We start from the raw sequence: 15,219 nt of genomic DNA, 5'->3' as shown, positions 1-15,219 counted from the left end.
CTATGACTCGTGCGCATCCGAGGCGGCACTATCACCGGCCCCAGCATGCGCGGAAGGTCGCCTTAGAAAGATAGCGAACAGCTCACGGTCCGCCACGCAGATGGCCGCCCCCGTGGCGACGGCAGTGACCAGCGCCCCGGCAACAGCCGCCGTAACCCCGCCGACTACGCCTCCCGGCAGCCGGCTCAGCCAGCTGCAGATAAGCCCGGTTACCACGGCAACCGGGATCGCTGCCACCGATACGCGCACCGTCGGTGCCAGCACCCGTGGCCCCATAAGGCCCGCCAATACGGCCAGCAGCCCGAGGCCGGCAACACACATGCCAATCGTCGTTCCTACGGCCAGTCCCCTTAGGGTGGCCACGCCATCGCCCCCGTGCGGGGCCGCCAGTCGCACCGCCACCCATGAGGCCGGGACGACCGTGAGCCAGCCGGCCGCTGAGGCGCAGGCGGCGCCACGGGCCCTATCGGCGGCGTACAGTGCCCGGGTGACCTGGTAGATCAGGGCGTAGCCCACCAGGCCAGGAGCCAGCAGAGCCAGGCACGCGCTCATGCCATCGACGTCGGCCAACTGGGAGAAGAATCGCTCGGCACCGTCGGCTGCGGCCAACAGCATGCCGGCCCCGGCTACGGACACGCCCGTCACCAGCGCGGTGGAGCGAGCGGTGAGCAGACGGGCATTGTCACCACAGTCCTCATGGGTGAAGGCGGCAGCCAGGCGCGGGTAGATGACGGTTGCGACCGGCACGACCAGCACAGCGTAAGGCAGTAGGTAGATGGCCTGCGTGTACTGGTAGACGGCGACAGTGCCGGTGCTTCCTCCTGCACGGGCCAAGGCCAGCACGGCCAGGACGCTGAACTGTTGGGCGATCAGCGTCCACACCCCGGCGCCACCCAGGCGCAGTGCCTTCGCCGCGGTGCCGCGCCCCAGACGCAGAGTCGGCCGCAGCCGCAGTCCCAGCCGGTGTACCGGCCACAGCAGCGGCAAAGACAGCGCTGCAACCCCCAGCGTAGTGCCCCAACCGAGCACTCGCAGTGCCGTCGGGGAGGCCGTCTCCGCGTCAACGGTTAGCGTTCCGTACAGGGCATAGGTGCCCATGACCACCAGGCTGGACAGCACGGGTGTAAACGCTGGCCAAGTGAAGCGGCCGTGTGCCTGGAGCACACCGGTGAGCACCACACCTACGCCGTACAAGGGAACTTGGACGGCGAACATACGCAGGAAAGCCGCCACCAGGTCATGCTGGAGGACGGGATCCACCCCCCGAGAGACAGGGAACCAGCCGGCGATCGGACCGGCACATACCGCCAGAACAAGCGCAAGCGGGGTCAGGACCAGCAGCACCAGGCCCAGCAGGGCAGAGGTGGTGCGGGAGACTTCCTCACCGCGCCCGGCACCAACCGGGCCGGCCAACAGCGGGACAACGGTGGCTGCCAACGCCCCGCCCACAACCACCTCATAAAGCACGTTGGGGACCTGATTGGCGGTGGCATAGGCTCCAGCCACCGTGCCCGCTCCGACAGTGGTCGCCTGCACAATCCAACGCAGAAAACCGAGCGCCCGCGAAACCAGGGTCAACCCGGCCACTCCCCCTGCGGCGCCCAGGATTGCGCGTCCTGCGCCGCCTGGCGCATCCGCCCGGGAGGTTACGGAGTCTGCAGACACGGTGGTCACGGGGCGGTACGGTTCACGGGGCGCTGCGCCCGAGGCGATCAATGGCCGACAGGACGCGGTTGCCCTCAATGACACGGGTGAAGGAGACCCGCTCACTGGCCACAACCAGCCCCGTCCCGGTGATAGCAGCCGCGGCGCGCAGGGCCGCACTGGGATGGACGGCCAGGGCTGTCCCCACCAAAGCACCCAGGGAATTGGCGCCGGTGTCACCAAGCATGGTGTTCTCGCCCAAGTCCGCAGGCAGTGCGGCCGCGGCAGTACCCAGCGCCCCAGCCGCCAAAACGCGACTGGTGGAGGCGATTGGTCGCCGGTCGGCCAGCAGCGGCGCACAGGTCAGGATCGCCGCCTTGAGCGCACGTCCGGGGCGCAGGTCAAGCAGATTGTGAAGATTGGCCCAGGAGGCGATAACAACGGCACTGGTAGCGGCGTCCGCCGACGCGCGGATCACGCCGTCGTACCTGCGGGTAGCGGTGATAAACCCGCCGGCAACCAGAGCACCGCCGCCGATCACAGCCACCTTCAGCACCCCAGTGGTGAGATGGCCACGGCGCAGCGCCGCCAGGTGTCCCCGCAGCCCCTTCGCGGGGGTATCGCCGTCGTGGGCGCCGTCATCAAGATCATCAACCAGGCCCGCTGCGCCTGCCGCCGCTGCCGCCGTGACGGCCGCTAAGGCGCGCCTGGCGCTGGCCCGAACCGATCCTCCGTCGAACGGACCTGCCGCCAGAGATCCCGCCACCACGGCGCCCGCGGCTACGCCCACACCACCACGCAGACTCACGGTGCGGCCGCGATAGTTGACGCGCCGCAGCCTCGGTGACATACGGCTAAGGGCCCCTAATCCGGTGGAGCATGCCGCTGCGGCGATGCCGGCCGCTGCGGCGGCCGCCACCGGGGCGTGCCCGCCTGCCGGAACAATGGTTGGCGTCATGGTCTAAAGCGTAACCGGCGTCAGTTGGACACGGGCGGGATGATGGCGTCAGCTCCGTCATCGAATCCGTAATTCCCCACGGTACCCGCGGCGGTGGCGGCCAGCGCGAGAGGAGCGGATACCGCGGCGGTGGCCTGTCCGACGGAGTCCACCGTGGTCACCGGGGCCTTAGCGGTGCGCAGCGCCGAAACAATGTCCGCCTTGACATCCGCAGCGCCGACGACGACGGTTGTTGACGCCGAGGCGAGGCCCGTCAGTGCCGATACCCAGGCGCCGGCGTCCTGCTCCGGAGTGGCCGCTGCGGTCGGCTCTCCCCCCGCCGGAGAGGCAACCGTCCGCGGACCGATGACAACGATCATATCCGCCGGAGCGGACGGGGCAGCGTCCTCGGTTACTAGCGGGTTATCGGACGCGGTTAGCAGCCCCATCAGGGCGGCGGCGTTCTCGCCCTCGGTCGTCAGTGCGGCGGCCAGCCCCTGTCCGAGGATGGCATTCCCGTCCGTTGCGGCGCCCTCCAAATAGGGGGTGAATTGGCCGGAGTAAGTGGAACGGAATGACTCGCGGGCAGTCAGTGACCAGGCGGTGGTCAGGGAGACGCGCCCGGTGACGGCGGCGCCAGCGGTTTCGATCTCTTTGACGATGGCGTCAATGTCCCCGCCCTCAGCGTCCGGCAAGGTGACGACGGCGACCCTGCGGCCATTCAGCACGCCCGGCAACAGCGATGCGGCGGCCGCAGTGATGTAATCGTCACGGTCGTTGACTGCCGCCTCGGTCTGCTCCAAACGGGTCTGCAGATCGTTACGATCCGAGCGCAGGGAGGTGACCTGGTCGTTCAGGGCCGTTCCAAGCGAGTTTTGCAGCGGTCCGGCCCCAAGGACCACGCCCACGGCCAGGGCGAGAAAGACGGAGATGAGCGAGACCAGGTGGTAGCGGAAGTCAATCATGAAAGTTCCTGTACTTGCTCAGACGGAAGGTGTGTTCGGAGTGAGTCCCACCAGGGACCGGAAGAAGTTGACCAAGTCATCCCATACGGCACCGGACAGGCCTAGGAAGGTCTGGCCCGCGGGGGTGGCGGCGAGGGCGACGAACAGGGCGACCAGCCCTGCCAGGGCCAGCAGTCCCAGTTGCCAACCGGATATGCGGGTGCGGTACAGACGCGATACGCCCTTGGCGTCAATGAGACGTCCGCCGACCTTGAGCCGAGTCAGGAAGGTAGAGGACATACCGGCACGTCCCTTGTCAAGGAACTCCAACAGGGTGGCATGTGTGCCCAGGGCGACGATCAGTTCGGCACCGGAACCGTCGGCGATCAGCATGGCGATGTCCTCACTGGTGCCAGTGGCGGCGAACACCGTGTGCTCCACCCCGAGATCCTCGACGCGTTTAAGACCGGGGGCGCGCCCGTCACGGTAGGCGTGCACGATGATCTCGGCGCCCGCAGAAAGAGCCTTATCGGAGACGGAGTCCATATCTCCGACGATCATATCCAGTTTGAGTCCGGCCTCCAGCACCGCATCTGCGCCGCCGTCGACGCCTATGATGACGGGCTTATAGTCGCGGATGTAGGGCTTGAGGGCCTTCAGGTCCTCCTTGTACGAGTATCCGCGCACCACGACCAACACGTGCCGACCGCTTATAGGGGTGCGAATATCCGGCATCCCCACGCCGTTGAGCAACAGGTCGCGTTCCCCCCGCATGTACTCCATGGTGTTGGCCGCAAAAGCCTCCAGCTGAACCGAAAGTCCCTGCTTGGCCGCCTCCATTAGCGCATCAATGCTCTCCCGCGTCTGGACGACGCCCTGGGCGAGGATGCTGGAATCGCCGTCACCCTTCAGGCCCGGACCGGCCGCGCTATCCGCCGATTTCTCCGCCCCGGGGGCGTGCCGGTGGCCGGGACGCGCCTGCATGTGCACGGCGCCGGCATGCTTCGACTCGGGGTCGAGGTCAATGATGACGCGCTGGCCGTCGTGCAGCCGCATGATGTCGGGCCCCAGGTCGTCGATCAGGGGGATACCGGCATCAACCAGGATTCCGGGACCGAGGTTCGGATAGCGACCGGATACGGAAGGGGATGCATTCAGTACGGCCGCCGGCTTGCATTCGACTAGGGCCTCGGCGGCCACGCGATCGAGATCGAGGTGATCGATGACGGCAATATCCCCCGGCTGGAGCCGCTTGGTGAGCTTCTTGGTACGCGGATCCACCCGGACCGTGCCGCTGGGGCGGTCCGGTTCTGGCGGGGCCTGCTTGCGGAACAGGAACGGGAACCTCACGACCGGGATTCTGCCACGTTGGCGGCGTCGATCAGCTCAGCGGCATGCCGAAGGGCGGCTTCTGAGTTCTCATGGCCGGAGAGCATGCGAGCCAGTTCACGCAATCTGGCCCGCCCGGTGACGGCCACGACCCGGGTGCGCACGGTCGGATGGCCCGGCCCAGGTCTCCCAGGTGCCTGGGGGGTGTGCGCCTCATCTGCGGTAGTCTCCTTGAGCACCACCAACTGTGTGTCGGCCCAGGCCGCGACCTGGGCGAGATGCGTGACCACCACCACCTGGTAGCGACGGGCGAGCCGCGCCAGCCGCCGACCGATCTCCCGTGCGGCACGCCCACCCACGCCGGCGTCGATCTCATCGAATACGAATGTGCGCCGGTGGTGGGCGGAGGCACCGCCGGGCACCTCGGGTTCCGCGGCGGTTGACGCCGCCTCGGCCAGAACCACCTCGAGGGCCAGCATGATGCGTGACAATTCGCCGCCGGAGGCCCCTTTACCGAGCGGCAGTGCAGGGGCCCCGGGATGGGAGATGAGCTGCAGGGCGACGGTTTCGGCGCCGGTGGGCCCAGGCTCATCACGAGGCTGAAGATCTACCACCAGGCGCGCATCCTTCATCTCCAACCCGGCCAGTTCGGCATTGACCTCGTTTTGCAGGCGCTCGGCGAGGCGGAGCCGGGCGGTGGACAGTTCACCGGCGACGTCGGCCAGCTCACTTTCCGCCGCGTCCAGGGCCGCCGACAGGGACTCGGCGGTGCCGTGCGGCCCCTCGAGCTCATCCAGGCGGGCCGCGGCGGACTCGCCCCAGGCAAGCAGGGCGTCGACGTCGTCGATCCGGGTGCCCGGACCGCCGATCTCCTGGCAGGCCCTGGCCAGCTCCGCACGGCGCTCCTGCACCCATGCCAGCCGTGCGGGATCGGCGTCCAGGGAGTCGAGGTATTCAGTGAGTTCACCGGCCAAATCCGCGGCGAGGATGCCCAGTTGATGCAGGCGTTCGGCCATCGAGGTCAGTATCGGATCGACCCCGGCGACATGTGCCAGCGCCCGGTCCGCAGCGGCGGTCAGGGCCATTACGTCCGGCGACTCCACGGTGGTGTCCTCATCCCCGGATAACGCAATGCGCGCCGCGCAGGCGGCACGGCGCAGATCCTCAGCGTGGTCCAGACGCTCGGCCTCGGCGGTCAAGGCGGCGTCCTCCCCGGGTTGGGGAGCGAGCCGTTCCAGCTGTTCCAGCCAATGTCGCAGTTCCTCGGCCTCGACGCGACGCGCCTGGGCACCGGAGCGCCATTGCTCCAACGTCGCGGCGGCCGCGTTCCTGGCCTGATAGACCTCGGCATAACGGCGGCACAGTCCTGCATGGCTCGGCCCGCCGAGGCTGTCGAGGGCAGCTCGCTGAGCGGAGGCCGAACGTAGGCGCAGTTGATCCGCCTGCCCGTGTACGGACACCAGGCGGGATCCGACGTCGGCCAGGACCGCGGACGGTACGGCGTGACCGCCCAGGTGAGCACGAGAACGGCCGGAGGCCGGAATGACACGGGATGCCAACAACAAGTCGTCGTCGAGCTCGGCCCCGGACTCGGCGGCACGGGCGGCGGCAGGCGATGACGGCGAGAGCACGAAGGCCCCCTCCACCAGGGCGCGGGCGGCACCTGCCCTAACCACGGCGGACTCCGCGCGTTGCCCCAGTAACAGCCCCAGGGAGGTGAGCACCATGGTCTTGCCCGCCCCCGTCTCTCCGGTCAGCGCAGTCAACCCTGGGCTGAGGAACAAGTCGGCATCCTCAATCACCCCGAGGTTCTCAATGTGCAGGGACTCGATCACTGCGTGTCGCCATCCCGGCCCGCCAGCGTCGCGGAGGCGTCGGCGGTGCGCCACCCCTGCACAGGCAGATCGAATTTACGCACCAGGCGCGTGGCGAAGGGTGCGGTGTTCAGCCTCGCCAGACGCACCGGACGCTCGGCGCGGGTGATGCATATGCGTGACCCGGTCGGCGCGTCGAGGCAGCGGCGGCCGTCACACCACACCTCCGCGCCACCGAAGCCCGCATGATAGATGACGACCTCCAAGCGGGAGTCCGGCCCCACCACCAGCGGACGGGTGAACAGGGCATGGGCTGACAGCGGTACGAGCAGTAATGCCTCCACCTCCGGCCAGATGACCGGGCCGCCCCCCGAGTAGGCATATGCGGTCGAACCTGTGGGCGTGGCCATAACCAGTCCGTCACAACCGAAGGAGGAGACCGCCTGACCATCCACGCCCACAGCCACCTCCACCATGCGGGCCCGGTCACGCTTCTCCAGTGCGGCCTCATTCAGGGCCCAGTCGCGGGTCACCGAGCCATCGGGGGCCTGGACCTCAACATTGATGGTCATGCGGGTGTCGACCACGTACCGGCCGGCAACCAAATCGGCGACGACCTGTTCCACGGCGTCCGGATCCGCCTCCGCTAGGAAACCGACGTGGCCGGTGTTGACGCCCAGCAGCGGCACGTCCCGATCTCTAGCGACCTCGCTCGCGCGCAGAATTGTGCCATCTCCCCCCATGACCAGAACTAGGTCCACCTCACCTTCAAAGCCGGGCTCCACGGGCTGGACGCCGTGTGAGCGCAAGGCCGCCTCCGCTCGAGCGACGGCCGTGGCGGTCGGAGCCGCCTTACGGTGGGGCGGCACCGGTTTATCGTTCAGATCACGCTGTAGGAGCATGACACGCCGCAGTCGCGGCCGGTGAGGGATCGGATGGTTTCGAGCCCTCTGCTCGCTGGCTGCTCCCGAGTTTGCGGGGACGGATATCGGCGTGGTTTGTGTAGCGGTCTCGGTATCGGCCGTGGCATTACGAATGGTTCCGGTGGTCATCTCCGCCTCCTTCCGGGCGACGTCTGTGTTGGCTGTGGTTGGCTCCGGCAGGTCCAACGGATCCAGCGGGTCCAGCGGCGATGGCGCGCCGGACCTCATCCTGCAACGCCGGTCCGACCAGGTCCAGCGGTGAGCCGGCCCGCCCAGAGTGCATGCTCACAAAGTACTCGACATTTCCGGCGGGCCCGGGCAGCGGCGACGCGGTGACCGCATCGATTCCCATGTCCAAGGCATGGGCACATTCGCACACCTTCAGCACACATTCGAGATGCAGTGCCGGGTCACGGACCACGCCTCCTCGACCTAGGCGGTCTCTGCCGACCTCGAACTGGGGTTTGACCATTAGCAGCAGGTCGGCGTCTGACGAGGCGGCTCGGGCCAACGCCGGAAGCACGGTGGTTAGTGAGATGAAGGAGAGGTCGCCTACAACGAGCTCGGGTGCGGGCGCAACGGCGTGCGGATCGAGACTGCGCACATTCGTGCGTTCCAACACGGTCACGCGAGGATCGTTACGCAGGGACCAGGCGAGCTGGCCATAGCCGACGTCGACGGCAACCACCTGTGCCGCTCCCCGGCGCAGCAGCACGTCGGTAAAACCTCCGGTGGAGGCACCAGCGTCCAGGCAGCGTCTGCCGACGATGCGGGGAGCCAGGTCTCGTTTGGTCAAAGTATCGAGTGCGCCTGCCAGTTTATGGGCGCCACGAGACACATAGTCGTCGCAGGCCGGAGCGATAACTTCGATCGCCTGCGCCGGGTTGACTTGCCGGGCAGGCTTGGTGACCACCACGCCGTCGAGGGTGACCTGACCATCGTCAATGAGCCGTGCGGCATGAGTACGCGAGCGGGCGAGCCCGCGCCGCACGAGTTCGGAGTCGATACGAATCAGTCGTGCCATGCGGTTAAAAGTCGGTCCGTGGTCAGTGCTCGGTTAGACGCAGCTCGGATGAGAGCAGCTCGTGAAGGGATGCGAGCTGCGTGGCGCGTTCCTCCAGCGGCAGCCCGGCTATGGTCTCAAGCTTCGCAGCAAGGTCCGGGACGGGGGTGCGGGCGGCCTCGGATTCGGGTCGCGGAACCGGTCGGGGGGCGGCGGTCATCGGCATGCTCCAGACATCGCTGCAGTTCAGGAGACGACATTCAGTTCGGGTACATGCGGTACCTCGGTGCCACCGGCATGGGCATCGGCAAACTCCCAGAGGGCGCAGGCGAGGGCACGATATGCGTCAAGGCTGACTGTGGCGCAGGAGGCGTCGAGGATTCCCGCATTCCGATCCTCCAAGCCCGCATCGGTGACACGCCAGCACTCGTCGCCGACCTGCCACCAGCCCTGAACGCCGCTACCGATGCGTTCCGGCGCGGGGTGGGGTTCCAGCAGGCCGCGCAGATCCGTGTGCAGGAAGGTCGGCCTTTCCTCTGGCGAGGCAAGAAGCACATCGCGGGCAGTGCTGACACCCGTGAGCACATGCAAACCTGGTATGTCAGCTGCCCGGGCCCCGACGTGATCGGTGTTGAGCCGGTCGCCGACGGCGAGCGGCCTGGTTCCTCCTGAACGGCGCAGCGCACGCTGATAAATACCTGGGAAGGGTTTGCCTCCGGCCAACGGTCTGCGGCCTGAGGCATTGGCGATGGCGGCAACCAGGCTGCCGTTGCCCAGGGCGAAGCCCCGTTCGGTGGGCAGAGTGGCGTCGAGGTTGGTGGCCACATGCAACGCACCGTTGGTGATCGCATACAGCCCCTCGGACATCATGGCCCAGTCAACAGCCGCATCCCAGCCCTGGACGACGGCGGCGGGCCCGTCATCCGCGGAGGCCACGACCTTGAAGCCCTCGTCTGTGAGTGCCTGTCGCAGCCCCTCGCCGCCAACTACGAGCACGGAAGCGCCGTCGGGCAGGTGCTCATGCAACAGCGCCGCCGCATCCATGGCGGCAGAGAAGACTTCGTCCGGAGAGGCGGCGATGTCGTTGCGGGCGAGCTTGTTCACCACCGCCACCGGGGATCGCGAGGCGTTGTTCGTCACGAAGACCAGGCGCATCCCGTACTCACGCGCTCCATTGGCGCCATCGGCGGCGTGCGGAACCCTGGCGTCCCCGGAAAAACACACGCCGTCAAGGTCCAGGAGCGCCACGTCGTAGGCGGCGGCCAGGGGTCGGCCACAGCCGTATAAGAACCCCGAGTCGCCCTCGGGCTGGCTGCCGAGCAAACTGTCCATGCTGCCCCCTAAGCCTCAGTCTTCAACCGCAACCGCGGGAGCGTCTTCGTCGTCGGGGCCGAATGCACCGCCGTCGGGGCCGGCCTGACCGGACTCGGGACCAGGATCGACCAGGTCGCTGCCATGCCCTGACGGCGCCATGTCGTCGAGTGAATCAACTGGAGCCGGTGAACTATCACCTTGGTCAGCCCGCTCCTGTTCATCGTAGTCGTCCTCAATGTCATAGACCTCAACCGTCTGTGAGGAAGCGGAGTCGTCACCAAACCCGATGCGTTCGCGGATCTTGGCCGCCTCCTCTTCGCGCCCCAGCTCCTCCAATCGGTCGGCACGCACCGAATGGAGTCGGCGCAGGGTCTCTCGGTCGCCCCGGAACATCATGATCGCTTCCTCAATCACGACCAGTCCGAGCTCGCTGTGCCCCATATCATGGCGCACTCCTGAGACCACCATCGCAATCTCGGCCTCTTCGAGGTCGTCAAGCTGCCGAGGGTCAGCCTCCTGTGCCGCTTTCAAGGCCTGGTTAAAACGGCCAAGAGCTCGTTCGCAGTCCGCCTCAATGGCGCGGTGCAGATCCCGGCCGGACAACCGCCTGGCCGCCCGGATCTCACGTAGCGCTTCGTTGTAATGACCCGACAGATACGCTGCGATTCCCGCAGACTCCCGCACAACCGCCACACGACCTGCATGCGAAGCAGCGTAACGGGCGTGCTGATAGGCGGTCTGCGGATCCGAATCCAGCAGTCGCTGCACCATCACCAGGTGCCGCGCCACGTTGTCCGCATTGGCCCTTCCGAGGGCACGCAGCTCGCGTCGCGCCGAGGCTTCCAGATCCTGCGGAGCTACATCAGACGGTACCGGCGGCTCTGGAATACGGGGGCGCTGGGTTGGCTTCGTGCCACCCGCCCTCGCACTGCCGTATGCCTCTTGTCGACCTGTTCGACCGCCGGCGCCGCGGCGCCGCCCATATCCGTCGTTGCCACTGCCAGCGCCTCCGCCCCTGCTGCCATCCTGCCAGCCGCGCTCATGATGTCCTCTTCCCCTACGCCCTTCATGGGCTGACTGGGAGGAGTCGCCCTCATACCGACGGCGAAAACCGTGCCGGTCTCCACCCTTGCCCTGGCGGTTGCCCGAGCGGGAGCGGTCATCACGCCTGTCGTACGCCATGCTTCTTCTTTCTCACTCGTCGGCCGGCGCGGCAGGCGCCGTATGCGATAAGCACCAACCCTACTAGGCAGCGCCGCCTTTGGCGATCAAAACCTTGCGCCGCACGCCATACGCCCGTGCCATACACGCGGCCCGTAGACACTAACAACCAACCCTCGTTTGGTGTTGGTTGGGTGTTGGGTTGTGGGTGGGTGTGTGGTGCCGGCGGTGTCTTACTCTCCCGCCCGCCTGTGGGGGGCAGTACCATCAGCGCTGGGGGGCTTAGCTTCCGGGTTCGGTATGGGATCCGGGCGTTGCTTCCCCGCTATGACCACCGGCACCACGCATCCGCCAACAACCCCTGACCCTTGGGTGGGGTGTGGTGGTGGCTGGTGTGCTGGCTGGGTTGTGAACCGTACAGCGGATGCGCCCAACCACCCCGCCTTGTTTTGTTTCGGGGGGGTGGTTGCCTGCCACCAGGGGGGTGTGCCGGCACTATTGTGGTGCGGGCCCCTAGTGGTGTGGGGTTTGTCATTGTGCGTGTTTGCCGGGGGTGCTTCCCCAGGGTTTGTTGTTGGTGGTGTCGTGCTCGGGTGTGGTTACCCAACGGCGCTACCTGCTTGTCCACCTGCTTGTTGCGGTGGGTGCTTGCCCACCTGCTTTGTTGTGGTGGGTGCTTGTGTTGTATCGGCTGTTGTTAGTACCAGTCAGCTCACAAACAGGATTCACCCCACAGGGGCTGCCTGCTTCCACATCTGGCCTATCAACCCAGTAGTCTAACTGGGAGCCTACCAAACCCCCCATGTGGGGGGTTTGCGGAGACCTCATCTTGAAGACGGTTTCCCGCTTAGATGCTTTCAGCGGTTACCCGACCCGAACGTAGCCAACCAGCCATGCACCTGGCGGTACAACTGGCACACCAGAGGTTCGTCCGTCCCGGTCCTCTCGTACTAGGGACAGCCCTTCTCAAGTCTCCAACGCGCGCAGAGGATAGGGACCGAACTGTCTCACGACGTTCTAAACCCAGCTCGCGTACCGCTTTAATGGGCGAACAGCCCAACCCTTGGGACCTGCTCCAGCCCCAGGATGCGACGAGCCGACATCGAGGTGCCAAACCATGCCGTCGATATGGACTCTTGGGCAGGATCAGCCTGTTATCCCCGGGGTACCTTTTATCCGTTGAGCGACGACCCACCCACACGGGATCGCCGGATCACTAGCTCCCACTTTCGTGCCTGCTCGACCCGTCAGTCTCACAGTCAAGCCCTCTTGTGCGCTTGCACTCAACACCTGGTTACCGACCAGGATGAGAGAACCTTTGAGCGCCTCCGTTACCTTTTAGGAGGCAACCGCCCCAGTTAAACTACCCACCAGGCACTGTCCCTAACCCGGATCACGGGCCCAGGTTCAGACGCACGCCACCATCAGAGTGGTATCCCAACAACGACTCCACAACCGCTAGCGCGACCGCTTCACAGTCTCCCACCTATCCTGCACAAACAATAGCGGACGTCAATACCAAGCTGCAGTAAAGGTCCCGGGGTCTTTCCGTCCTTCTGCGCGTAACGAGCATCTTTACTCGTAATGCAATTTCGCCGAGCTCATGGTCGAGACAGCAGAGGAGTCGTTACGCCATTCGTGCAGGTCGGAACTTACCCGACAAGGAATTTCGCTACCTTAGGATGGTTATAGTTACCACCGCCGTTTACTGGGGCTTAGACTCACCGCTTCACCCCACAAAAATGGGACTAACAGATCCTCTTAACCTTCCAGCACCGGGCAGGCGTCAGTCCGTATACATCGCCTTACAGCTTCGCACGGACCTGTGTTTTTAGTAAACAGTCGCTCCTCCCTGGTCACTGCGACCCTCACCCCTAGCCCGCACAGGGCTTCAAGGCTCGGGCCCCCCTTCTCCCGAAGTTACGGGGGCATTTTGCCGAGTTCCTTAACCATGATTCACTCGCCCGCCTGGGCATACTCTGCCCGACCACCTGTGTCGGTTTAGGGTACGGGCGGTGAAGCACCTAACGTCGAGGCTTTTCTAGGCACCACAGGATCACCCCACTATCCCCCACCAAACAAGCAGGGTCACCATCACGCCTCACCCAACCCCCCAAAAACAGGGAGGCATGGCACCCGGATTTACCTGGGCGCCGGGCCACACGCTTGAACGGGACAAGCCATAAGCCCCGCCGGGCTACCAAAGTGCGTCACCCCTGTTAACACGCTTGCCTACCAGCACGGAGGACCCCCAGACCCACCGGCCCAACCCCACCCGCACGCCCGAAAGCACACGAGCGAAGCAAAAAAGACCAGCCGGGCGTGGGTTAGCACCCGCACGTCAGCATGGGCGGTACTCCACCGGTACGGGAATATCAACCCGTCATCCATCGACTACGCCTGTCGGCCTCGCCTTAGGCCCCGACTCACCCAGGGAGGACGAACCTGCCCCTGGAACCCTTGGTCATACGGCGCCGGGGAATCCCACCCCGGTCTCGCTACTCATGCCTGCATTCTCACTCCCACGCCGTCCACCCACGGTCACCCCCGGGCTTCACCCAACGCAGGACGCTCCCCTACCACCCGCCCACCCCCTAAAACAAGGGGCAGACAGGCCCGCGGCTTCGGCGGCACGCTTAAGCCCCGCTACATTATCGGCGCACGACCACTCGACCAGTGAGCTATTACGCACTCTTTCAAGGATGGCTGCTTCTAAGCCAACCTCCTGGCTGTCACCGCGACCGCACATCCTTTCCCACTTAGCGCACACTTAGGGGCCTTAGCCGGCGATCCGGGCTGTTTCCCTCTCGACCACGAAGCTTATCCCCCGCAGTCTCACTGCCACGCTCAACCAATACGGCATTCGGAGTTTGACTGGCATCAGCAACCCTGTAAGGCCCCTCAACCAACCAGTGCTCTACCTCCGCACGGCAACACGCAACGCTGCACCTAAATGCATTTCGGGGAGAACCAGCTATCACGGAGTTTGATTGGCCTTTCACCCCTACCCACAACTCATCCCCCCCGTTTTCAACCGAGGCGGGTTCGGTCCTCCACACGCTCTTACACGCGCCTCAACCTGGCCATGGGTAGATCACCCCGCTTCGGGTCCACAACGCGCCACTAACAACGCCCAACAACATTTCAGACTCGCTTTCGCTACGACTACCCCACACGGGTTAACCTCGCGACACGCCATGACTCGCAGGCTCATTCTTCAAAAGGCACGCCACCACCCACCAACCCAAAAAAAGGGCCAGCAGACTCTGACGGCTTGCAGGCGCCCGGTTTCAGGTACTCTTTCACTCCCCTCCCGGGGTACTTTTCACCATTCCCTCACGGTACTAATCCGCTATCGGTCACCAGGAAGTATTTAGGCAGCCAGGTGGTCCTGGCAGACTCACGCAAGACTCCACGAACCCCACGCGAAAAAGGGGAAAAAACACGCCCAAGCACGCGACCAGCAGGTTCAACCTACGGGGCTATCACCCTCTACGGCTCCCCATCCCAGAGAATCCGGCTACCCACCAACCAACGCACCGGCCCACGGCAGCAGACCAAACAGACACGCCCCACAACCCCGCAGCCGCAACCCCTGCCGAGTAATCACACGACCACGGTTTAACCTAATCCGCTTTCGCTCACCACTACTCACAGAATATCCTCTCCTACGGGTACTAAGATGTTTCACTTCCCCGCGTAACCCCCCACCCCCTATCAATTCAAGGGCAGGTGACACGACACAACTCGTGCCGGGTACCCCCATTCGGAAACCCTCGGATCACAGCCCGCAAGCCGGCTCCCCGAGGCATATCGTAGGCCACCACGTCCTTCATCGGCTCCCAGTGCCAAGGCATCCACCGAACGCCCAAAACAACAACACAACCAACCAAACCAAAACACAACAACAGGCAAAACGAACAAAACAAGCAAACCACGAACAACAACAAAACCAAGCAGACAACCACAAACAACAACAAAACAAACAAACAAAAACAATGCTCGCATCCGCTATACAGTTCACAACCAACCAGCCCACAACCCCCCAACACCAGCACCCACCAAACAGCAGGAAACACCAGCACCAGAAAGGAACAAGCCACCAGGGCGCGCAGCCCCGGAACCCGACAGCATGCCACCCCCAACCCCC

The 15,219-nt window shown here is 65.1% G+C and carries 10 protein-coding genes and 2 rRNA genes; all 12 read right to left on the bottom strand.

Features of this window, described 5'->3' with window-relative positions; translation table 11 throughout:
• Positions 1-1,674: a murein biosynthesis integral membrane protein MurJ gene (gene murJ / locus CWT10_RS06875; protein WP_416171686.1), complete on the bottom strand. Its 1,674-nt coding sequence runs from the start codon at positions 1,672-1,674 to the stop codon at positions 1-3.
• A 13-nt stretch (positions 1,675-1,687) separates the two neighbouring features.
• Positions 1,688-2,602, bottom strand: coding sequence for a hypothetical protein (locus CWT10_RS06870; RefSeq protein WP_103062093.1), 915 nt, complete (start codon positions 2,600-2,602; stop codon positions 1,688-1,690).
• A gap of 20 nt (positions 2,603-2,622) precedes the next feature.
• Positions 2,623-3,546 (bottom strand): copper transporter, encoded by a 924-nt coding sequence (locus CWT10_RS06865; RefSeq protein ID WP_103062094.1) that lies wholly within the window; start codon positions 3,544-3,546, stop codon positions 2,623-2,625.
• Positions 3,547-3,564: 18 nt separating this feature from the next.
• Positions 3,565-4,875, bottom strand: coding sequence for a putative cytokinetic ring protein SteA (gene steA / locus CWT10_RS06860; RefSeq protein ID WP_103062095.1), 1,311 nt, complete (start codon positions 4,873-4,875; stop codon positions 3,565-3,567).
• Positions 4,872-6,689 (bottom strand): DNA repair protein RecN, encoded by a 1,818-nt coding sequence (recN, locus tag CWT10_RS06855; RefSeq protein WP_103062096.1) that lies wholly within the window; start codon positions 6,687-6,689, stop codon positions 4,872-4,874. Before recN ends, steA begins: the two co-directional genes overlap by 4 nt.
• Positions 6,686-7,570 carry an NAD kinase gene (locus CWT10_RS06850; RefSeq protein WP_103062097.1) on the bottom strand — a complete coding sequence of 295 codons (885 nt, stop codon included), beginning with the start codon at positions 7,568-7,570 and terminating at the stop codon, positions 6,686-6,688. Before CWT10_RS06850 ends, recN begins: the two co-directional genes overlap by 4 nt.
• A 127-nt stretch (positions 7,571-7,697) precedes the next feature.
• Complete coding sequence (locus CWT10_RS06845) at positions 7,698-8,615, bottom strand: TlyA family RNA methyltransferase (protein ID WP_103062098.1); 918 nt, start codon at positions 8,613-8,615, stop codon at positions 7,698-7,700.
• 22 nt (positions 8,616-8,637) lie between these two features.
• Positions 8,638-8,814 (bottom strand): hypothetical protein, encoded by a 177-nt coding sequence (locus CWT10_RS06840; protein ID WP_233188021.1) that lies wholly within the window; start codon positions 8,812-8,814, stop codon positions 8,638-8,640.
• A gap of 26 nt (positions 8,815-8,840) precedes the next feature.
• Positions 8,841-9,926 carry an HAD-IIA family hydrolase gene (locus CWT10_RS06835; RefSeq protein ID WP_103062100.1) on the bottom strand — a complete coding sequence of 362 codons (1,086 nt, stop codon included), beginning with the start codon at positions 9,924-9,926 and terminating at the stop codon, positions 8,841-8,843.
• 15 nt (positions 9,927-9,941) lie between these two features.
• Positions 9,942-10,679, bottom strand: coding sequence for a hypothetical protein (locus CWT10_RS06830; protein ID WP_233188022.1), 738 nt, complete (start codon positions 10,677-10,679; stop codon positions 9,942-9,944).
• Between the two features lie 610 nt (positions 10,680-11,289).
• Positions 11,290-11,408 (bottom strand): 5S ribosomal RNA (rrf, locus tag CWT10_RS06825).
• Positions 11,409-11,745: 337 nt separating this feature from the next.
• A 23S ribosomal RNA gene (locus tag CWT10_RS06820) occupies positions 11,746-14,953 on the bottom strand.
• Positions 14,954-15,219: the final 266 nt, after the last annotated feature.

Origin of the sequence: Actinomyces qiguomingii (assembly GCF_004102025.1) — a bacterium.
Classification (GTDB): Bacteria; Actinomycetota; Actinomycetes; order Actinomycetales; family Actinomycetaceae; genus Actinomyces; species Actinomyces qiguomingii.
Note: the sequence above shows the minus strand (reverse complement) of the source record. Positions and strands in the feature narration are given on the sequence as shown.